27 protein-coding genes are annotated in these 17,074 nt (G+C 64.8%); 26 read left to right on the top strand and 1 reads right to left on the bottom strand.

Annotated features, from left to right (window positions below):
* Positions 1-4: 4 nt before the first annotated feature.
* The 23 genes from rplC (at position 5) to RCH22_RS19135 (ending at position 12,588) form a co-directional block, all read left to right on the top strand.
* A complete protein-coding gene (rplC, locus tag RCH22_RS19025; RefSeq protein WP_134449885.1) occupies positions 5-664 on the top strand; it encodes a 50S ribosomal protein L3 in 660 nt (219 codons plus the stop codon).
* Between the two features lie 4 nt (positions 665-668).
* Positions 669-1,319 carry a 50S ribosomal protein L4 gene (gene rplD / locus RCH22_RS19030; RefSeq protein WP_134449886.1) on the top strand — a complete coding sequence of 217 codons (651 nt, stop codon included), beginning with the start codon at positions 669-671 and terminating at the stop codon, positions 1,317-1,319.
* Positions 1,319-1,621, top strand: a complete 303-nt coding sequence (rplW, locus tag RCH22_RS19035) for a 50S ribosomal protein L23 (protein WP_104100968.1) — start codon at positions 1,319-1,321, stop codon at positions 1,619-1,621. The genes rplD and rplW overlap by 1 nt, the downstream gene beginning before the upstream one ends.
* Before the next feature lie 25 nt (positions 1,622-1,646).
* Positions 1,647-2,486, top strand: a complete 840-nt coding sequence (gene rplB, locus RCH22_RS19040) for a 50S ribosomal protein L2 (protein ID WP_134449887.1) — start codon at positions 1,647-1,649, stop codon at positions 2,484-2,486.
* Positions 2,487-2,495: 9 nt separating this feature from the next.
* Positions 2,496-2,777, top strand: a complete 282-nt coding sequence (rpsS, locus tag RCH22_RS19045) for a 30S ribosomal protein S19 (RefSeq protein WP_134449888.1) — start codon at positions 2,496-2,498, stop codon at positions 2,775-2,777.
* Positions 2,778-2,803: 26 nt separating this feature from the next.
* On the top strand, positions 2,804-3,169 hold the full coding sequence (rplV, locus tag RCH22_RS19050; protein WP_134449889.1) for a 50S ribosomal protein L22: 366 nt from the start codon (positions 2,804-2,806) through the stop codon (positions 3,167-3,169).
* Entirely contained in the window at positions 3,169-3,930 is a 762-nt protein-coding gene (gene rpsC / locus RCH22_RS19055; RefSeq protein ID WP_134449890.1) for a 30S ribosomal protein S3, read from the top strand. Before rplV ends, rpsC begins: the two co-directional genes overlap by 1 nt.
* A 2-nt stretch (positions 3,931-3,932) precedes the next feature.
* Positions 3,933-4,352, top strand: a complete 420-nt coding sequence (rplP, locus tag RCH22_RS19060) for a 50S ribosomal protein L16 (RefSeq protein WP_134449891.1) — start codon at positions 3,933-3,935, stop codon at positions 4,350-4,352.
* A complete protein-coding gene (rpmC, locus tag RCH22_RS19065) occupies positions 4,352-4,696 on the top strand; it encodes a 50S ribosomal protein L29 (RefSeq protein WP_134449892.1) in 345 nt (114 codons plus the stop codon). Before rplP ends, rpmC begins: the two co-directional genes overlap by 1 nt.
* Positions 4,697-4,698: 2 nt before the next feature.
* Positions 4,699-4,998 (top strand): 30S ribosomal protein S17, encoded by a 300-nt coding sequence (gene rpsQ / locus RCH22_RS19070; RefSeq protein ID WP_134449893.1) that lies wholly within the window; start codon positions 4,699-4,701, stop codon positions 4,996-4,998.
* Between the two features lie 33 nt (positions 4,999-5,031).
* Entirely contained in the window at positions 5,032-5,400 is a 369-nt protein-coding gene (gene rplN / locus RCH22_RS19075) for a 50S ribosomal protein L14 (RefSeq protein ID WP_134449894.1), read from the top strand.
* Positions 5,401-5,403: 3 nt separating this feature from the next.
* Complete coding sequence (gene rplX / locus RCH22_RS19080; protein ID WP_327015189.1) at positions 5,404-5,763, top strand: 50S ribosomal protein L24; 360 nt, start codon at positions 5,404-5,406, stop codon at positions 5,761-5,763.
* On the top strand, positions 5,763-6,362 hold the full coding sequence (rplE, locus tag RCH22_RS19085; protein WP_134449896.1) for a 50S ribosomal protein L5: 600 nt from the start codon (positions 5,763-5,765) through the stop codon (positions 6,360-6,362). Before rplX ends, rplE begins: the two co-directional genes overlap by 1 nt.
* 108 nt (positions 6,363-6,470) lie before the next feature.
* Entirely contained in the window at positions 6,471-6,869 is a 399-nt protein-coding gene (gene rpsH, locus RCH22_RS19090) for a 30S ribosomal protein S8 (RefSeq protein ID WP_327015190.1), read from the top strand.
* A gap of 6 nt (positions 6,870-6,875) precedes the next feature.
* Positions 6,876-7,412 (top strand): 50S ribosomal protein L6, encoded by a 537-nt coding sequence (gene rplF / locus RCH22_RS19095; RefSeq protein WP_134449897.1) that lies wholly within the window; start codon positions 6,876-6,878, stop codon positions 7,410-7,412.
* Between the two features lie 2 nt (positions 7,413-7,414).
* Entirely contained in the window at positions 7,415-7,786 is a 372-nt protein-coding gene (gene rplR, locus RCH22_RS19100) for a 50S ribosomal protein L18 (RefSeq protein ID WP_134449898.1), read from the top strand.
* A gap of 35 nt (positions 7,787-7,821) precedes the next feature.
* Complete coding sequence (rpsE, locus tag RCH22_RS19105) at positions 7,822-8,493, top strand: 30S ribosomal protein S5 (protein ID WP_104101028.1); 672 nt, start codon at positions 7,822-7,824, stop codon at positions 8,491-8,493.
* On the top strand, positions 8,493-8,675 hold the full coding sequence (gene rpmD / locus RCH22_RS19110; protein ID WP_174774564.1) for a 50S ribosomal protein L30: 183 nt from the start codon (positions 8,493-8,495) through the stop codon (positions 8,673-8,675). The genes rpsE and rpmD overlap by 1 nt, the downstream gene beginning before the upstream one ends.
* Positions 8,675-9,220, top strand: coding sequence for a 50S ribosomal protein L15 (gene rplO / locus RCH22_RS19115; RefSeq protein WP_327015191.1), 546 nt, complete (start codon positions 8,675-8,677; stop codon positions 9,218-9,220). Before rpmD ends, rplO begins: the two co-directional genes overlap by 1 nt.
* A 94-nt stretch (positions 9,221-9,314) precedes the next feature.
* Positions 9,315-10,637: a preprotein translocase subunit SecY gene (gene secY / locus RCH22_RS19120; RefSeq protein ID WP_134449900.1), complete on the top strand. Its 1,323-nt coding sequence runs from the start codon at positions 9,315-9,317 to the stop codon at positions 10,635-10,637.
* Positions 10,634-11,248: an adenylate kinase gene (locus RCH22_RS19125; protein WP_327015192.1), complete on the top strand. Its 615-nt coding sequence runs from the start codon at positions 10,634-10,636 to the stop codon at positions 11,246-11,248. Before secY ends, RCH22_RS19125 begins: the two co-directional genes overlap by 4 nt.
* Before the next feature lie 22 nt (positions 11,249-11,270).
* Positions 11,271-12,101 carry a type I methionyl aminopeptidase gene (gene map / locus RCH22_RS19130; protein WP_327015193.1) on the top strand — a complete coding sequence of 277 codons (831 nt, stop codon included), beginning with the start codon at positions 11,271-11,273 and terminating at the stop codon, positions 12,099-12,101.
* Between the two features lie 157 nt (positions 12,102-12,258).
* Complete coding sequence (locus RCH22_RS19135) at positions 12,259-12,588, top strand: PTS sugar transporter (RefSeq protein WP_327015194.1); 330 nt, start codon at positions 12,259-12,261, stop codon at positions 12,586-12,588.
* Positions 12,589-12,607: 19 nt separating this feature from the next.
* On the opposite strand, the gene RCH22_RS19140 is transcribed toward RCH22_RS19135, so the two are convergent.
* Positions 12,608-14,518, bottom strand: a complete 1,911-nt coding sequence (locus RCH22_RS19140; protein WP_327015195.1) for a BglG family transcription antiterminator — start codon at positions 14,516-14,518, stop codon at positions 12,608-12,610.
* 154 nt (positions 14,519-14,672) lie between these two features.
* Between RCH22_RS19140 and RCH22_RS19145 the strand changes: the two genes are divergently transcribed.
* The 3 genes from RCH22_RS19145 to ptsP are packed head-to-tail and all read left to right on the top strand — an operon-like array spanning position 14,673 to position 17,022.
* Entirely contained in the window at positions 14,673-14,975 is a 303-nt protein-coding gene (locus RCH22_RS19145) for a PTS IIB subunit (RefSeq protein ID WP_327015196.1), read from the top strand.
* A 41-nt stretch (positions 14,976-15,016) separates the two neighbouring features.
* Positions 15,017-15,325, top strand: coding sequence for an HPr family phosphocarrier protein (locus RCH22_RS19150; RefSeq protein WP_327015197.1), 309 nt, complete (start codon positions 15,017-15,019; stop codon positions 15,323-15,325).
* Complete coding sequence (gene ptsP, locus RCH22_RS19155) at positions 15,322-17,022, top strand: phosphoenolpyruvate--protein phosphotransferase (RefSeq protein ID WP_327015198.1); 1,701 nt, start codon at positions 15,322-15,324, stop codon at positions 17,020-17,022. Before RCH22_RS19150 ends, ptsP begins: the two co-directional genes overlap by 4 nt.
* The last annotated feature ends 52 nt before the right edge of the window (positions 17,023-17,074 follow it).

A 17,074-nucleotide genomic window follows, 5' to 3' on the forward strand; every position in this document is an offset into this window, starting at 1 on the left:
CGCGATGTCTTACTCCGATACCAAGACCACCAAGGGTCTCCTCGGCAAGAAGCTCGGCATGACCCAGGTCTGGGACGAGAACAACAAGCTCGTTCCCGTCACCGTCATCGAGATCTCGCCGAACGTTGTCACCCAGATCCGCAGCAAGGAAATCGACGGCTACGCCGGCGTCCAGATCGCTGCAGGCGCCATCGACCCGCGCAAGGTCAACAAGCCTTCAGCCGGACACTTCGAAAAGGCGGGCGTCACGCCTCGCCGTCACCTCACCGAGCTCCGCACAGCGGATGCCGCCGACTACACCCTGGGACAGGAACTCACCGTTGACGGTGTCTTCGTTGCCGGCTCCAAGGTTGACGTCATGGGCACGAGCAAGGGTAAGGGTTTCGCCGGTGTTATGAAGCGTCACAACTTCAAGGGTGTCTCCTCCTCTCACGGTTCCCACCGCAACCACCGCAAGCCCGGTTCCATCGGTGCTTCCTCGACCCCGAGCCGTGTCTTCAAGGGCATGCGCATGGCCGGTCGTATGGGTGGCGAGCGCGTCACCGTGCTGAACCTCAAGGTTCACGCAATTGATGCCGAGAAGGGCCTCATGCTGGTCAAGGGTGCCGTTCCCGGTGCCAAGGGCCGCCTCGTATTCGTCCGCACTGCCGTGAAGGGAGCGTAACCGCATGGCCACCACGCTCGATCTCATCGATGCAACCGGCGCAAAGTCCGGTTCCGTTGAACTGCCCGCCGAAATCTTCGACGTTCAGACCAACATCCCCCTGATCCACCAGGTCGTCGTCGCGCAGCTCGCTGCCGCACGCCAGGGCACGCACAAGACCAAGCGCCGCGGAGAAGTTTCCGGTGCCGGTCGCAAGCCCTTCAAGCAGAAGGGAACCGGTCGCGCTCGTCAGGGCTCGATCCGCGCGCCCCAGATGACCGGCGGTGGCATCGTCCACGGACCGACGCCCCGCAACTACGAACAGCGCACCCCCAAGAAGATGATCGCGGCAGCACTGCGCGGATCGCTTTCCGACCGCGCCCGCGGCGACCGTCTCCACGTCGTCACCGCACTGTTCACGGCAGAGACGCCCAGCACCAAGGGCGCCATCACGCTGCTCACCCAGATCGCCAGCAGCAAGCACGTGCTGGTCGTCCTCGAGCGCACCGATGAGCTGACACTGCGCAGCATCCGCAACCTCCCGACGGTGCACGTGCTGTCCTGGGACCAGCTGAATGCCTACGACGTCCTCGTCAGCGACGACATCGTCTTCACCCTGGGCGCGTTCGACGCGTTCGTGGCGAGCAAGACCAAGAAGGAAGAGGTGTCCGCATAATGGCTACCCCGATCAACAAGGATCCCCGCGACGTCATCATCGCTCCGGTCGTCTCTGAGAAGAGCTACGGCCTGATCGACGAGGGCAAGTACACCTTCATCGTGGACCCGCGCTCGAACAAGACCGAAATCAAGCTCGCGATCGAAAAGATCTTCAAGGTGGAGGTCGCTTCGATCAACACCATGAACCGCATCGGCAAGACGCGTCGCACGAAGTTCGGTCAGGGCAAGCGCAAGGACACCAAGCGTGCCATCGTCACGCTCAAGTCCGGTTCCATCGACATCTTCACGGCCGTCGGCTAAGCGGCGCGGACTAGAGGAATAAGAAATGGCTATTCGTAAGTTCAAGCCCACGACTCCTGGTCGTCGCGGTTCATCTGTTGCGGACTTCGCAGAGATCACCCGTTCGACCCCGGAGAAGTCCCTGCTTCGCCCCCTGTCCAAGACCGGTGGCCGTAACAACCAGGGTCGCATCACCACCCGTCACATCGGTGGTGGACACAAGCGTCAGTACCGTCTCATCGACTTCCGTCGTAACGACAAAGATGGCGTCAACGCCAAGGTCGCTCACATCGAGTACGACCCGAACCGCACGGCGCGCATCGCGCTCCTGCACTTCGTTGACGGCACTAAGCGCTACATCATCGCCCCGAACAAGCTGAACCAGGGCGACATCATCGAGTCGGGTTCGGGTGCTGACATCAAGCCCGGCAACAACCTGCCGTTGAAGAACATCCCCACCGGTACCATCATCCACGCTGTCGAACTGCGTCCGGGCGGCGGTGCCAAGATGGCCCGCTCCGCCGGTTCGTCGGTTCGCCTCGTTGCGAAGGATGGCATCTACGCCCAGCTGCGCCTGCCGTCCGGAGAAATCCGTAACGTCGACGCCCGCTGCCGCGCCACGATCGGCGAGGTCGGCAACGCCGAGCAGTCGAACATCAACTGGGGCAAGGCCGGCCGGATGCGCTGGAAAGGCGTTCGCCCGACCGTTCGTGGTGTTGCCATGAACCCGGTCGACCACCCGCACGGTGGTGGCGAGGGAAAGACGTCCGGTGGACGTCACCCCGTCAGCCCCTGGGGCCAGAAAGAAGGCCGTACCCGGCACCCGAACAAGGAAAGCGACAAGCTCATCGTTCGTCGCCGTACTGTCGGCAAGAAGCGTAAGTAGGAGTAGACGATGCCACGCAGTCTCAAGAAAGGCCCTTTCGTTGACGACCACCTGCTTCGCAAGGTTGTCCGGGCGAATGAAGCCAGCAGCAAGAACGTAATCAAGACCTGGTCGCGCCGTTCGATGATCATCCCCGACATGCTCGGGCACACCATCGCGGTTCACGACGGACGCAAGCACATCCCGGTGTTCGTCACCGAGAGCATGGTCGGGCACAAGCTCGGCGAGTTTGCGCCCACCCGCACCTTCCGTGGTCACGTGAAGGACGACAAGAAGGGCCGTCGCCGCTAACGCGGTGACGTGAAGGAGGAGAAGAAATGGTGGAGTCGATCGCACGCGTGCGTCACATCCGCGTTACCCCCCAGAAGGCTCGTCGCGTCGTCAACTTGATCCGCGGCAAGCAGGCCCACGAGGCCCTGGGAATCCTGAAGTTCGCAGCGCAGGGCGCCAGCGACCCGGTGTACAAGCTGGTGGCCTCGGCCATCGCGAATGCACGAGTCAAGGCCGATGCAGCGAACACATACCTGGACGAGCAGGACCTCTTCGTGAGCCAGGCATTCGTTGATGAGGGTACGACCCTCAAGCGTTTCCAGGCTCGCGCACAGGGTCGCGCATTCCAGATCAAGAAGCGTACGAGCCACATCACTGTTGTGCTCGCCACTCCTGAGGAGGGTACGAAGTAATGGGTCAGAAAGTAAACCCGTATGGCTTCCGTCTGGGAATCACGACCGACCACGTGTCGCGTTGGTTCTCTGACAGCACGAAGCCGGGACAGCGTTACAGCGACTTCGTCGCTGAAGACGTCAAGATCCGCCGCCTGCTGAGCACGACCCTCGACCGCGCGGGAGTTTCGCGCATCGAGATCGAGCGCACCCGTGACCGCGTTCGCGTCGACATCCACACCGCCCGTCCGGGCATTGTGATCGGTCGTCGTGGCGCCGAGGCCGAGCGGATCCGCTCCGACCTCGAGAAGCTCACGAGCAAGCAGATCCAGCTCAACATCCTCGAGGTCAAGAACCCCGAGGTCGACGCCCAGCTCGTTGCGCAGGGCATCGCAGAGCAGCTCTCCGCTCGTGTGGCTTTCCGCCGCGCGATGCGCAAGGGCCTGCAGGGCGCCCAGCGCGCCGGCGCCAAGGGTGTTCGCATCCAGGTGTCCGGTCGTCTCGGCGGCGCTGAGATGAGCCGCTCGGAGTTCTACCGCGAGGGACGCGTGCCACTGCACACCCTGCGGGCGAACATCGACTACGGCTTCTACGAAGCCAAGACCACCTTCGGCCGCATCGGCGTGAAGGTCTGGATCTACAAGGGCGACATCACCAACAAGGAACTCGCCCGCGAGCAGGCCAACGCTAAGTCGTCCCGCCCCGAGCGTCGTGACGACCGACCCCGCCGTGCGCCCCGCGCAGAGGCCGCGGCGCCGGTTGCAGCAGGAGTTGAGGCATAACCATGTTGATTCCACGCAGAGTCAAGCACCGTAAGCAGCACCACCCGGGCCGTACCGGCCACGCAACCGGCGGCACCGAGCTGTCGTTCGGCGAGTACGGCATCCAGGCCATCACCCCCGCGTATGTGACCAACCGTCAGATCGAGTCCGCTCGTATCGCGATCACCCGTCACATGAAGCGCGGCGGCAAGGTCTGGATCAACATCTATCCTGACCGCCCGCTCACCAAGAAGCCGGCCGAAACCCGAATGGGTTCCGGTAAGGGTTCTGTGGAGTGGTGGGTCGCCAACGTGAAGCCGGGTCGTGTGCTCTTCGAAATCGGCGGTGTCACCGACATCGTCGCCAAGGAAGCGCTCACCCGCGCCATTCACAAACTGCCGTTGAAGGCACGCATCATCAAGCGCGAGGAGGGCGACGCATAATGGCGATCGGATCCAAGGAGCTCGCCTCAGTCGAGCTCGACACTTTTGAAAACGAACGACTGTTCGACGAGCTGAAGAAGGCCAAGGAAGAGCTGTTCAACCTGCGCTTCCAGTCGGCCACCGGTCAGCTCGAAAGCCACGGCCGCCTCCGCGCGGTCAAGCGCGACATCGCTCGTATCTACACGGTTCTCCGTGAGCGCGAGTTGGGCATCCGCCCGACGCCCGCACCCGTCGAAGCGGCCGTCAAGGCCGACAAGGCAGAGAAGAAGCCCAAGAAGGCCCCTAAGGCTGCAGAATCCGAAACGGATGCTGTCGCTGAGGCCGTCGAAACGAAGGAGGCCTAGTCATGGCGAAGACTGACGAAACGGTCGTCGCAGCCGAGGCAGAAGCTCTCGTTCGCGGCTACCGGAAGACGCTGCGCGGCTACGTGACCAGCGACAAGATGGACAAGACCATCGTTGTCGAGGTCGAAGACCGCGTGAAGCACCCGTTGTACGGCAAGGTCATCCGCCGTACGTCCAAGCTGAAGGTCCACGACGAGGCGAACATCGCCGGCGTCGGCGACCTGGTCCTGATCAGTGAGACCCGTCCGCTGAGCGCCACCAAGCGCTTCCGCCTGGTCGAGATCCTCGAGAAGGCCAAGTAAGCCTCGCGCTTACTTGATAGAAGGGTATAAAAAGTGCTTCAGCAAGAATCACGACTCAAGGTTGCCGACAACACGGGTGCCAAGGAACTGTTGACCATCCGCGTCCTCGGTGGCTCCGGTCGTCGTTACGCAGGCCTCGGCGACACCATCGTCGCCACCGTCAAGGACGCGATCCCGGGCGGAAACGTCAAGAAGGGCGACGTCGTCAAGGCCGTCGTCGTTCGCGTCAAGAAGATGACCCGTCGTCCAGACGGTTCGTACATCAAGTTCGATGAGAACGCCGCAGTGATTTTGAAGAACGACGGTGACCCCCGGGGCACCCGAATCTTCGGACCGGTCGGTCGCGAGCTTCGCGACAAGAAGTTCATGAAGATCATCTCGCTGGCACCGGAGGTTATCTAAATCATGGCCAGACTCAAAAAGGGTGACCTCGTACAGGTCATCAGCGGCCGCAGCCAGGCACGCGGCGGCGACCGCGGCAAGCAGGGCAAGGTCATCGCCGTGCTCGTGGAGAAGAACCGTGTCCTCGTCGAGGGCATCAACTTCGTCACGAAGCACGTTCGTGTCGGCCAGACCCAGCGCGGCACCAAGACCGGCGGCATCGAGACCATGGAGGCGCCGATCCACGCGTCCAACGTGGCCATCGTCGACCCGGAGACCAAGAAGCCGACTCGCGTCGGCGTCCGCGTCGAAGAGGTAACGAAGGACGGCGTCACCAAGACGGTCCGCATCCGTTACGCCAAGAAGTCAGGGAAGGACCTCTGATGACCGACACGATCGTTGCTGCGGGCGAAGCGCCCGTCAAGACGCTGCCGCGTCTCAAGCAGAAGTACCGCGACGAGATCTCCGCCAAGCTCTCCACCGAGCTGGGTTTCACGAACGTTCACCAGATTCCGAACCTCGTGAAGATCGTCGTCAACATGGGTGTCGGCGAGGCAGCTCGCGACGGCAAGATCATGGATGGCGCCGTCTCCGACCTCACCAAGATCACCGGCCAGAAGCCGCAGGTCACCAAGGCCCGCAAGTCCATCGCGCAGTTCAAACTGCGCGAAGGCCAGCCCATCGGAACCCACGTCACCCTCCGCGGCGACCGCATGTGGGAATTCCTGGACCGGCTCCTGAGCCTCGCCCTTCCCCGCATCCGTGACTTCCGCGGCCTCTCGGACAAGCAGTTCGACGGTGCGGGCAACTACACCTTCGGTCTCACCGAGCAGGTCATGTTCCACGAGATCGACCAGGACCGGATCGACCGTCTTCGCGGTATGGACATCACCATCGTGACGACCGCCAAGAACAACGAAGAAGGCCGTGCGCTGCTCAAGGCGCTTGGCTTCCCCTTCCAGACGGCCGAGAACACCAAGTAGTACCGGCTAGTTTTAAACCCTGGGGCTGGACAACCGTCCAGCCCCACCACGACCAAGGTCGTCACCCGCGTAACGGATGAACGAAACCAGGCGAGAAAGGCACCACAAATGACAATGACAGATCCGGTCGCAGACATGCTGACCAGACTGCGCAACGCTAACTCGGCGTACCACGACACAGTGTCGATGCCGCACAGCAAGCTCAAAGCGCACATCGCAGACATCCTCAAGGCGCAGGGTTACATCTCCGCCTGGGATGTCAAGGATGCAGAGGTCGGAAAGACCCTCACGCTGAACCTCAAGTTCGGTCCGAACCGCGAGCGTTCCATCGTCGGCATCAAGCGGGTTTCCAAGCCCGGCCTGCGCGTGTACGCAAAGTCGACCGAAATCCCCACCGTTCTCGGTGGCCTCGGCGTTGCCATCCTGTCCACCTCCAACGGTCTGCTCACCGACCGTCAGGCCGAGAAGAAGGGCGTAGGCGGAGAAGTTCTCGCCTACGTGTGGTAGTCGACAATGTCACGTATTGGAAGACTCCCCATCCCGATCCCCGCGGATGTCACGGTTGCCACTGAGGGCCGCCTCGTCAGCGTCAAGGGCCCGAAGGGTGAGCTTGCGCTCACCGTCGCCAACCCGATCCAGGTGTCGATCGAAGACGGCCACGTTGTCGTCACCCGTCCGGACGACGAGCGCGCATCGCGTTCGCTGCACGGCCTGACCCGCACCCTGATCGCCAACCAGATCATCGGGGTGACCGTGGGTTACACCAAGGGCCTCGAGATCGTCGGTACCGGTTACCGCGTCGCCCAGAAGGGCACCGCGGTCGAGTTCGCCCTTGGCTTCTCACACCCGGTCCTCATCGAGCCGCCCGTCGGCATCACCCTGACTGTCGAGGGCGTCAACCGCCTCACGGTCGGTGGCATCGACAAGCAGGCCGTCGGCGAGGTCGCCGCCAACATCCGTAAGATTCGCAAGCCTGAGCCCTACAAGGGCAAGGGCGTGCGTTACGCCGGCGAGATTGTTCGCCGCAAGGCCGGAAAGAGTGGTAAATAACCATGGGTCTCGGAACTAGAGGTAAGAGCAAGGCCGCTGCCCGCGGACGCAGGCACACACGTCTTCGCAAAAAGGTCGTTGGGACGGAGCTTCGTCCCCGTCTCGTCGTCACACGTTCGGCTCGCCACGTCTTCGTGCAGGTCGTCGACGACAGCAAGGGTTTCACCCTTGCGTCGGCATCCACGCTCGAGACGGACATGCGCACCTTCGATGGTGACAAGACCGCCAAGGCCCGTAAGGTCGGTGAACTCGTCGCCGAGCGCGCGAAGGCCGCCGGTATCGACGCCGTCGTATTTGACCGTGGCGGCAGCAAGTACGCGGGACGCGTCGCTGCCATCGCCGAGGGAGCTCGAGAGGGTGGATTGAACCTGTGACCGCTGAAACCAGTAACACAGCAGCCAAGGAGACCGTGGTGGCCGCTGAGGCACCCGTCGAAACCGCTGCGTCAACCGCTCCGGCACAGAACGAGCCTCGTGAGGCTCGTCGTGGTGGCCGTGAGCGCAACCCGAACAAGGATCGCGGAAGCCGCGACGCCGACAAGAGCCAGTTCCTGGAGCGCGTTGTCACCATCAACCGCGTTTCCAAGGTGGTGAAGGGTGGTCGTCGCTTCAGCTTCACCGCCCTCGTCGTCGTCGGTGACGGCAACGGACTCGTTGGCGTTGGATACGGCAAGGCCCGCGAGGTCCCGACCGCTATCTCCAAGGGCGTCGAGGAAGCGAAGAAGAACTTCTTCCGCGTTCCCCGCGTCGGCCTGACGATCCCGCACCCCGTCCAGGGCGAAGCCGCAGCCGGCGTTGTCCTGCTGCGTCCCGCCGCTGCCGGTACCGGCGTTATCGCCGGTGGCCCCGTCCGCGCCGTGCTCGAATGCGCCGGCATCCACGACGTCCTGAGCAAGTCGCTCGGTTCGTCGAACACCATCAACATCGTCCACGCCACCGTCGAGGCACTGCATCAGCTCGAAGAGCCGCGTGCCGTTGCCGCCCGTCGTGGCCTCGCGTACGAAGACGTGGCCCCGGCCCGTTTCCTGCGCGCCGACGCCGCGGCTGCTGCTGCAGCAGCGGCAGCAAAGGCAGGTGCCTGATGGCTCGCCTCAAAGTGACACAGATCAAGTCCAAAATTAGTGAGAAGCAGAACCAGCGCGACACGCTTCGCAGCCTGGGTCTCAAGCGCATTGGCGCCGTCGTGATCCGCGAGGACAACTCGCAGAACCGCGGCTATGTCAACACGGTTGCTCACCTCGTGAAGGTCGAGGAGATTGACTAATGGCTGACGAGAAGGACGCTGCCGCCACGGCAGCAACCAAGCCCGCCACCGCAAAGAAGGCTGCCCCCAAGGCTGCCGCCGCGAAGACTGCACCCGCTGAGAAGCGCGAGCAGGTGCTGAAGGTCCACCACCTTCGCCCCGCTCCCGGTTCGAAGAAGGACCGTATGCGCGTCGGCCGCGGTGAAGGATCCAAGGGTAAGACCGCGGGTCGTGGCACCAAGGGCACCAAGGCACGCTACAACGTGCGCATCGGCTTCGAGGGTGGGCAGATGCCTCTGCACATGCGTACCCCGAAGCTGCGCGGGTTCAAGAACCCGTTCCGCGTCGAGTACCAGGTCGTCAACCTCGACCGTCTCGCCGAGCTCTACCCGAACGGTGGCGATGTCACCATCGCCGACCTGGTTGCCAAGGGCGCCGTTCGTGACAACGAAAAAATCAAGGTGCTCGGTAACGGTGAAATTGCCGTTAAGCTGAACATTGCGGTCGACAAGGTTTCCAGCTCAGCTGAGCAGAAGATCGTCGCCGCGGGTGGCTCAATCAAGTAAGTCCGTAGACGCTGATCGAGCTTGTCGGGCGTCGCCATCGTTCATTCGATAGCGGCCCCGGCAGGCTCGTTTCACGTTAGTAACTGGAGGCCTTTTGTTCAGCGCCATAGCGCGGATCTTCCGCACGCCCGACCTTCGCAAGAAAATCGGATTCAGCCTCGGTATCGTGGCTCTGTTCCGACTGGGCTCGTTCATCCCCTCTCCCTTCGTGGACTTCGGAAACGTGCAAGCGTGTCTAGCGGCGAACCAGGGCACCAGCGGCCTGTACGAACTCGTCAACCTGTTCAGCGGTGGCGCGCTGCTGCAGCTGTCGGTCTTCGCGCTCGGCATCATGCCGTACATCACGGCCTCGATCATCGTGCAGCTCCTGCGCGTGGTCATCCCACACTTCGAGACCCTCTACAAAGAGGGCGCGTCCGGGCAGAGCACGCTCACCCAGTACACGCGCTATCTCACGATCGCCCTCGGCATCCTCCAGTCGACGACGCTCATCACGGTCGCCCGCAGCGGCGCACTGTTCGGCACCTCCTCCAGCTCCGAGTGCTCTCAGCTCATCACCAACGACGCCTGGTACGCCATCATGCTCATGGTCATCACCATGACGGCAGGAACCGGCGTCATCATGTGGATGGGTGAGCTCATCACCGAACGCGGCATCGGCAACGGCATGTCGCTCCTCATCTTCACGTCCATCGCGGCGCGCTTCCCGAACTCCCTCGGCTCGATCCTCAACCAGAAGGGCCTCGACACCTTCCTGATCGTGATCGCGGTCGGACTGCTCGTCGTCGCGGCCGTCGTGTTCGTCGAACAGTCGCAACGACGCATCCCGGTGCAGTACGCCAAGCGGATGGTCGGACGCCGGACATACGGCGGCAACAACACGTACATTCCGATCAAGGTCAACATGGCCGGCGTCGTCCCCGTTATCTTCGCGTCCTCGCTGCTGTACCTGCCGGCCCTGATCGCGCAGTTCAACCAGCCGGCCGCCGGACAGGCCCCGGCGGCGTGGGTCTCCTGGGTCACGAACAACCTGACCAAGGGCGACCACCCGCTCTACATGCTGATGTACTTCCTGCTCATCGTCGGGTTCACCTACTTCTACGTCGCGATCACCTTCAACCCAGAAGAGGTCGCCGACAACATGAAGAAGTACGGCGGATTCATCCCCGGCATCCGTGCCGGACGCCCGACCGCCGAGTACCTCGACTTCGTGCTGACTCGGGTGACCCTTCCCGGAGCGCTCTACCTCGGCCTGATCGCCCTGCTGCCGTTGATCGCTTTCTCAGTGATCGGAGCCGACCAGAACTTCCCGTTCGGCGGCGCAAGCATCCTGATCATCGTCGGTGTCGGCCTCGAGACGGTCAAGCAGATCGACTCCCAGCTGCAGCAGCGTCACTACGAAGGGCTCCTCCGATGACCCGCCTGCTCGTGATCGGCCCGCCCGGCGCCGGCAAGGGCACCCAGGCGGTTCGCCTGGCCGCTGCCTTCGGGATCCCCGCCGTCTCGACCGGCGACATCTTCCGCTTCAACGTGGCGAACCAGACCGAACTCGGCCTCAAGGCCAAGGCGTTCATGGACAAGGGCGCCTACGTGCCAGACTCGCTGACCAATGAGATCGTCGCCGACCGGCTCGCCCAGGCGGATGCCGCGGGCGGTTTCCTCCTGGACGGCTACCCGCGCACGCTCGAACAGGTGCACGAGCTCGACCGCCTGCTCGACGCCGACGGCACCGCACTCGATGCCGTCGTCCAGATCTCAGCGGACACCGACGAAGTCGTCGCCCGTCTGCTCAAGCGCGCGGCCGAACAGGGTCGAGCGGACGACACGGCCGACGTCATCCGTCACCGTCTCGAGGTTTACTCGGAGCAGACCGCTCCGCTTATCGACGTGTACGGGGCCCGCGGGCTCGTTGTCACCGTTGACGGCCTCGGTGCCGTCGATGCGGTGACCGAGCGCATTCTGAGTGCCCTCGCGGAGCGCGAGCTTCACGCCGTCGACATCAATACGGACGCACCGAGCGCGTCCTGATCCGTTTGCGGGGAACCAGGCAATGAGCCTTCGTCGATCCATCTACAAGTCGCCGGCACAGTTGCGGCTGATGATCGCACCGGGCCTCGCGACCGCCGCGTCCCTCGACGCGGCCCGCGCTCTGATGCGGGCCGGTGTCACGACCCTCGAGCTCGATGCGGCCGCTGAGACCGCAATCGTGGCCCGCGGCGGCCTGCCGAACTTCAAGCTCGAGCACGGTTATTTTCACACGGTGTGCGCGAGCGTGAACGAGGACGTCGTCCACGGCATCCCGGGCGCCCGTGTCCTCGCCCCTGGCGACATCGTCTCGATCGACAGCGGTGCGATCCTCGACGGCTGGAACGGGGACGCCGCCTTCAGCTTCGTGATCCCGGACCCGAGCAGGCCTGAGGTCGTCGCCGAACGTCAGAGACTCTCCGACGTCACGGAGCAGTCCCTGTGGCACGGGATCGCCCGCCTCGCTGAGGCGGGGTACCTCAACGAGGTCGGCGACGCCATCGAGGACTACATCGAGTCGCAGGGCAGCTACGGCATCCTGACCGACTACGTCGGCCACGGCATCGGCCGGTCCATGCACGAAGCCCCTCCGGTCTTCAACTACCGGGTGCGCCAGAAGGGGCCGGAGGTCAAGCCCGGACTCGTCGTCGCCATCGAACCGATGGTCGTGCTCGGATCGATCGACACCTTTGTCCGTGACGACGACTGGACCGTCGCCACGAGTGACGGCCTCGCGGCCGCGCACTGGGAGCACAGCGTCGCCGTGCACAAGGACGGCATCTGGGTGCTCACCGCCGAGGACGGCGGCGCAGCCCAGCTCGCTCCCCTCGGCGTCATCCCCGTCCCCATCCCCTAACCCCCCTCCAGCGCCCCGCCGCTTCGCTGCGCCAACTCTCGCGGGCGGGCGGGCGGGCGGGCGGGCGGCGCGCCGGGGCGCGGCATCCGCTAGCCAAAGGCCCTGATTAGCGGGAAGATGGAAGTGGGCAGAGCCCTCCGAAGAAATGAGCAGGTCAATGAGGATTCTCGTAGTTTGCGGTGCCGGGGCGTCCAGCGCCTTCGTCGCCCATCGCGTGCGCCGTACCGGTGAGGAAAGGGGCGTCGAACTGACGGTTCACGCCGGCAGCGAATCCGACCTTCCCGGGTCATTGGACCCGATCGATGTCTTACTCGTCGGCCCGTATCTGGCCCCCCGTTACGAGAAGATCCGCGCGGAGGCGATCAAGCGGGGCGTCGGCGTCGCGCTCCTGCCCGACACCGTGTTCGCCTCCCAGAACGGCGACGAGGCACTTGACCTCGCCATCCACGCGTTCAAATCGCGCGGCTGGGCCGAACTGCTCGCCTGACCCCGGTTCCCCCTGAGGGCTACTGGTCCATCAGGTGCACGAGCTCGTCGATGAAGGATGCGAAGTCGACCGACCTGCGGACCAGCCGTTGCACGTCGTTTCGGTCGGAGAAGACCTCGACGAACTGGTCGAAGACATCCTGGAAGCTCTTGCGCCCCTCGGCGCTGAACGCCACGAGGGCGACGACGTTGACCCGTGCCTCTCCCCAGTCCATCGGGGTGTCGTTGATCACGATCGCGATCGACGTGCGGTTCGCGGTCATCGACATCGAGTGCGGCACCGCCAGGTTGTCGGTGAACGCCGTCGAACTCATCAGCTCGCGCTCGATCGCGCCGTCGATGTATTCCGGTTCGATGATGCCCTGCGCGGCCATCCGATCGCCGAGCGCGCGGATCATGGCGTCCTCGTCGTCCGCGTAGAAGTTGTGCGAGAACAGCGAGGCGTCGAAGAACTGCAGCAGGTCGTCCTTGAGATGCGCGCGCCTGCGCAGTCGGCGCACCCGGCTCGCGGCCTTCCGAACCCGCTCGATATCGGCCTCGGTCAGGAACGGCTGGATGACGATGATCCCGTCGCCGAGGCTGCCCGGATCGATCGTCGTGAGCACGAGGTCGGCCTCGAGTCCGCTCCAATCCACGTCGCTCCTCGTGACGACGGAGACGACCTCGAGCTCATCGCCGAGGACCCGTTCGATGCGTTCCCGCAGCAGGACGTGCATGTCGTAATAGTTCGGGCAGACGATCGCGCAGCTGACGAGGTCGACCCGGCGGGACTGCTGCTGCAGGTGCGCGCCGACGTGCATCGCGATGTACGCGATCTCGTCGTCGTTGATCACGATCCGCTCCTGGCGCTGCAACTTGCTCGCGATGTACACCGCGAGCTCGTAGATCATCGGGTAGCCCGTTTTGATGGACCGGGTGAGCGGGTTGTGTGCGAATGACCGGTCTTGGGCGCGGTTGATCAGGTTCCGCACGTGCAGGGTGAGCCGCACGATGAACGTCTCCTCGGTGAGGTCGACGAGGAATTCCTCGCTCGCCTGCGTCACGATCTGCCTGACCGTGTCGAGGTCCTCCGGGCGCACGAAGTTCTCGATGAGCTTCTTCGCCGGTTGGTCGTGACCCGGCGTGATCACCCGGGTGGTGAGGAGGAGTCCGATGTAGTCAAGGTCCCCGAGCGCGAGCTCGACGTCGAAGTGCCGCTTGATGAGCACGGCGAGGGCCCTGGTCATCTCGTCGCGGGGAGTGGCCTCCGGTTCGGTGGGGAGCGGCGCGGCGCGCTTGGTGACGCGGTCGACAGCGATCGCCACGTGCAGGAGCACGTCGTTGGTGCCGTACTCGTTCACGAAATAGCCCTGGGCGTCGAGCATGGTGATCAGGTCGGTCTTGAACGCGCTGAGGCTCTTCGACGCGAACTCGCGCTGGATGGTCTCGAGGTTGAGCATCCCGCGGGCGGTCTCCTCGCGGAACATCCGGCTGAGCAGCCGGCGCCGGTCTGTCTCCGATCCGGCAAGAGTCACGACGCTGCCGCGCCTCCCGAGCGTGAGCCCGGTCTCCGGCAGCAGCGACCGAACCCGGGCGAGATCGGCCTCGATCGTCGAATCGCTCACGAAGAGCTCCGCCGCGAGGCTGTAGACGTCGAGGCCGCTGTCCGACTCGGTGAGCCGCCTGACGAGGGCATAGAGCCGGTTCTGCCTGCTGTCCGGTTCGACCGGCTTGCGGCTGGACCGGAACACGGTGTACGCCTCGAGATCCAGCCGGTACCCGGCCGTCCCCGATTCGATCACGTCGAGCGGATGCGCCGCCGCCTTCACGTTCGTCACGTAACTGCGCACGGTCCGAGGGGTCACCCCGAGGTGGTCGGCGAGTTCGCCGGCGGTCACCCAGACCGGCGTCTGCGACAGATACTCCAGCATCCGCGTTTGTTTGTCGCTCATCGCACAAAACTCCACATTGTCCTAGTTAGTCAATCATGCTGCACCCCTCCGGTATTCCCGAGCCGGGTTTCCGGGGGTGCGGAAACAGCTCTACTGGCCGAGGCCCGGCCATCGGACGAAACTGAAAGAGTCGAAACACCGAAAGGCTGAGTCAATGAGGATTCTTGTGATCTGTGGTGCGGGCGCGTCCAGCACCTTCGTCGCGCTGCGGATGCGCCGGACCATTTCCGAGCGCGGCCTGGCCGCCACGGTCGCCGCGGCCAGCGAAACAGAACTCCCCGATGCCCTCGACGGCATCGATGCCCTGCTCGTCGGCCCGCACCTGGCCGCACGATTCCCCGAGATCCGGGCGCAGGCGGCCGAACACGGCGTGGGCTGCGCGCTCCTGGCCGACACGATCTTCACGGCCCGCGACGGCGTCGAAGCACTCGACGCGGCGCTCGCAGCCGTGGCATGACCAGTACAGCACTCCACTCTCCACCGGAAGGAACCCCACCGATGATTGAACGCACAGTTCGAATCGGCTCGGCGAACGGCCTGCACGCCCGCCCCGCGAAACTCTTCACCAAGGCGGCAGCCGAATCCGGCGTCAAGGTCACCATCGAAAAGGCCGGCGGCACGGCGGTCAATGCCGCCAGCATCCTCGCCGTGATCTCCCTCGGCCTCGGCAACGGCGACGAGGTCACCATTGCGACCGTCGACGACGGGGCCGGGGCCGCCCTCGACACCCTCGTGTCCCTGCTCGCCGCAGATTACGACCTGCCGGCCGCGGACGCGGCGACCTCCGAAACGCGGGTCGCGGTATGAGCCTCGCGACGGCATCCGCCACGTCCGGAACCGACCTGACCGGAACCGGCATCGGCCAGGGCGTGGCCATCGGCCGGGTGCTGCGGATGCCCGAACCGCTCCCGGAGCCGACCGACACCCCCAGCGCACTCACCCCGCAGGACGAAGGCGCCCGCGCCGCGTCCGCGCAGCGTTTTGTCGCCGTCGACCTCGAAGCTCGCGCCGAACGCGCTGGCGGAGCGGCCCAGGAAGTCCTCGAAGCCCAGGCCATGATGGCAGAGGACCCCACCCTCGTCGACGATCTCACCGAACGGCTCGCGACCGGCAAGACCGCGGAACGTGCCGTGTTCGAGGCCTTCTCCGCATTCCGCGACCAGCTCACCGAACTCGGCGGGTACCTCGCCGAGCGTGCGGCCGACCTCGACGACGTGTCCCAGCGGGTCATCGCCCAGCTCGGCGGCCGGGCAGCCCCCGGCGTGCCGGAGCAGGAGGAACCGTTCATCCTCGTCGCCCATGACCTCGCCCCCGCCGACACCGCGCTGCTCGACCTCACTCGCGTGCTCGGTCTCGTCACGAGTGACGGCGGCCCGACCTCCCACACCGCGATCCTCGCACGCGACAAGGCGATCGTCGCGATCGTCGGCGCCACCGGGGCAACCGACCTCGCCGACGGCACCCTCGTGATCGTGGACGCCGCAGCCGGCACCGTGACCGTCTCCCCGACGGAGGCCGAGGTCGAAACGGCCGAAGCACGCATCCGTGCCCGCGCCCTGCGCGCCCAGGCCCCGACCGGCCCCGGCGTGCTCCGGGACGGCACCCCGATCCCGCTCCTCGCGAACCTCGGCTCCGCCGACGGCGCCGCGAGGGCCGTCGAACTGGGCGCGGAAGGTGTCGGCCTGTTCCGCACAGAGTTCCTCTTCCTCGGCTCCCGGAACGCACCGACGATCCTCGAGCAGGCGGAACAGTACGCACGCCTGCTGCACGCCTTCCCCGGCAAGAAGGTCGTGGTGCGTGCGCTCGACGCCGGAAGCGACAAGCCGCTCGCGTTCCTCAACGACGCAGAGGAGGAGAACCCAGCACTCGGCCTCCGCGGCCTGCGGGCCCTACGCGCCTCCGAAGACATCCTCCGCGAACAGCTGACCGCGCTCGCCGAAGCGGATGCCGCGACCGACGCCGACGTCTGGGTGATGGCGCCCATGGTCGCAACGGTCGAGGAGACCACCTACTTCGTGGAACTCGCCCACAAGCTCGGGCTCAAGACGGCCGGCGTCATGGTCGAGATCCCCTCGGCAGCACTCCTGGCCGACCGCATCCTGCAGCACGCGGACTTCGCGTCGATCGGCACCAACGACCTCACCCAGTACACCCTCGCCGCCGACCGCCTCCTCGGTTCCGTGGCGGGCTACCAGAACCCGTGGCACCCTGCGGTCCTGCGCCTGATCGGAGAGGTCGGCAAAGCCGGCCTCTCCCGTGGCAAACCGGTCGGGGTGTGCGGAGAGGCGGCGGCGGACCCACTGCTCGCCGTCGTTCTCGTCGGACTAGGGGCCACGAGCCTGTCCATGTCCTCTGCGGCACTCTCCGACGTCCGGGCGGAACTCGCCCGGTTCAGCGCGGAGGAGGCCGGGCAACTCGCCGCGGTCGCCCTCGCGGCAGACGGCGCGGCATCCGCTCGCGCGGCGGCGACGAAGCTGGCCGCCACCTTCTCTCACACGGACTAGTCCGTGCGAGTCGTTTCACCGCTCACCCGCAATCACAACCCGAACACACAAC

Origin of the sequence: Cryobacterium sp. GrIS_2_6 (assembly GCF_035984545.1) — a bacterium.
GTDB lineage: Bacteria > Actinomycetota > Actinomycetes > Actinomycetales > Microbacteriaceae > Cryobacterium.

Excerpts from the sequence above, each read along its gene's own strand:
- rplC (WP_134449885.1), top strand. The coding sequence starts at position 5 with ATGTCTTACTCCGATACCAAGACCACCAAGGGTCTCCTCGGCAAGAAG.
- rplD (WP_134449886.1), top strand. The coding sequence starts at position 669 with ATGGCCACCACGCTCGATCTCATCGATGCAACCGGCGCAAAGTCCGGT.
- rplW (WP_104100968.1), top strand. The coding sequence starts at position 1,319 with ATGGCTACCCCGATCAACAAGGATCCCCGCGACGTCATCATCGCTCCG.
- rplB (WP_134449887.1), top strand. The coding sequence starts at position 1,647 with ATGGCTATTCGTAAGTTCAAGCCCACGACTCCTGGTCGTCGCGGTTCA.
- rpsS (WP_134449888.1), top strand. The coding sequence starts at position 2,496 with ATGCCACGCAGTCTCAAGAAAGGCCCTTTCGTTGACGACCACCTGCTT.
- rplV (WP_134449889.1), top strand. The coding sequence starts at position 2,804 with ATGGTGGAGTCGATCGCACGCGTGCGTCACATCCGCGTTACCCCCCAG.
- rpsC (WP_134449890.1), top strand. The coding sequence starts at position 3,169 with ATGGGTCAGAAAGTAAACCCGTATGGCTTCCGTCTGGGAATCACGACC.
- rplP (WP_134449891.1), top strand. The coding sequence starts at position 3,933 with ATGTTGATTCCACGCAGAGTCAAGCACCGTAAGCAGCACCACCCGGGC.
- rpmC (WP_134449892.1), top strand. The coding sequence starts at position 4,352 with ATGGCGATCGGATCCAAGGAGCTCGCCTCAGTCGAGCTCGACACTTTT.
- rpsQ (WP_134449893.1), top strand. The coding sequence starts at position 4,699 with ATGGCGAAGACTGACGAAACGGTCGTCGCAGCCGAGGCAGAAGCTCTC.
- rplX (WP_327015189.1), top strand. The coding sequence starts at position 5,404 with ATGGCCAGACTCAAAAAGGGTGACCTCGTACAGGTCATCAGCGGCCGC.
- rplE (WP_134449896.1), top strand. The coding sequence starts at position 5,763 with ATGACCGACACGATCGTTGCTGCGGGCGAAGCGCCCGTCAAGACGCTG.
- rpsH (WP_327015190.1), top strand. The coding sequence starts at position 6,471 with ATGACAATGACAGATCCGGTCGCAGACATGCTGACCAGACTGCGCAAC.
- rplF (WP_134449897.1), top strand. The coding sequence starts at position 6,876 with ATGTCACGTATTGGAAGACTCCCCATCCCGATCCCCGCGGATGTCACG.
- rplR (WP_134449898.1), top strand. The coding sequence starts at position 7,415 with ATGGGTCTCGGAACTAGAGGTAAGAGCAAGGCCGCTGCCCGCGGACGC.
- rpmD (WP_174774564.1), top strand. The coding sequence starts at position 8,493 with ATGGCTCGCCTCAAAGTGACACAGATCAAGTCCAAAATTAGTGAGAAG.
- rplO (WP_327015191.1), top strand. The coding sequence starts at position 8,675 with ATGGCTGACGAGAAGGACGCTGCCGCCACGGCAGCAACCAAGCCCGCC.
- RCH22_RS19125 (WP_327015192.1), top strand. The coding sequence starts at position 10,634 with ATGACCCGCCTGCTCGTGATCGGCCCGCCCGGCGCCGGCAAGGGCACC.
- map (WP_327015193.1), top strand. The coding sequence starts at position 11,271 with ATGAGCCTTCGTCGATCCATCTACAAGTCGCCGGCACAGTTGCGGCTG.
- RCH22_RS19135 (WP_327015194.1), top strand. The coding sequence starts at position 12,259 with ATGAGGATTCTCGTAGTTTGCGGTGCCGGGGCGTCCAGCGCCTTCGTC.
- RCH22_RS19140 (WP_327015195.1), bottom strand. The coding sequence starts at position 14,518 with ATGAGCGACAAACAAACGCGGATGCTGGAGTATCTGTCGCAGACGCCG.
- RCH22_RS19145 (WP_327015196.1), top strand. The coding sequence starts at position 14,673 with ATGAGGATTCTTGTGATCTGTGGTGCGGGCGCGTCCAGCACCTTCGTC.
- RCH22_RS19150 (WP_327015197.1), top strand. The coding sequence starts at position 15,017 with ATGATTGAACGCACAGTTCGAATCGGCTCGGCGAACGGCCTGCACGCC.
- ptsP (WP_327015198.1), top strand. The coding sequence starts at position 15,322 with ATGAGCCTCGCGACGGCATCCGCCACGTCCGGAACCGACCTGACCGGA.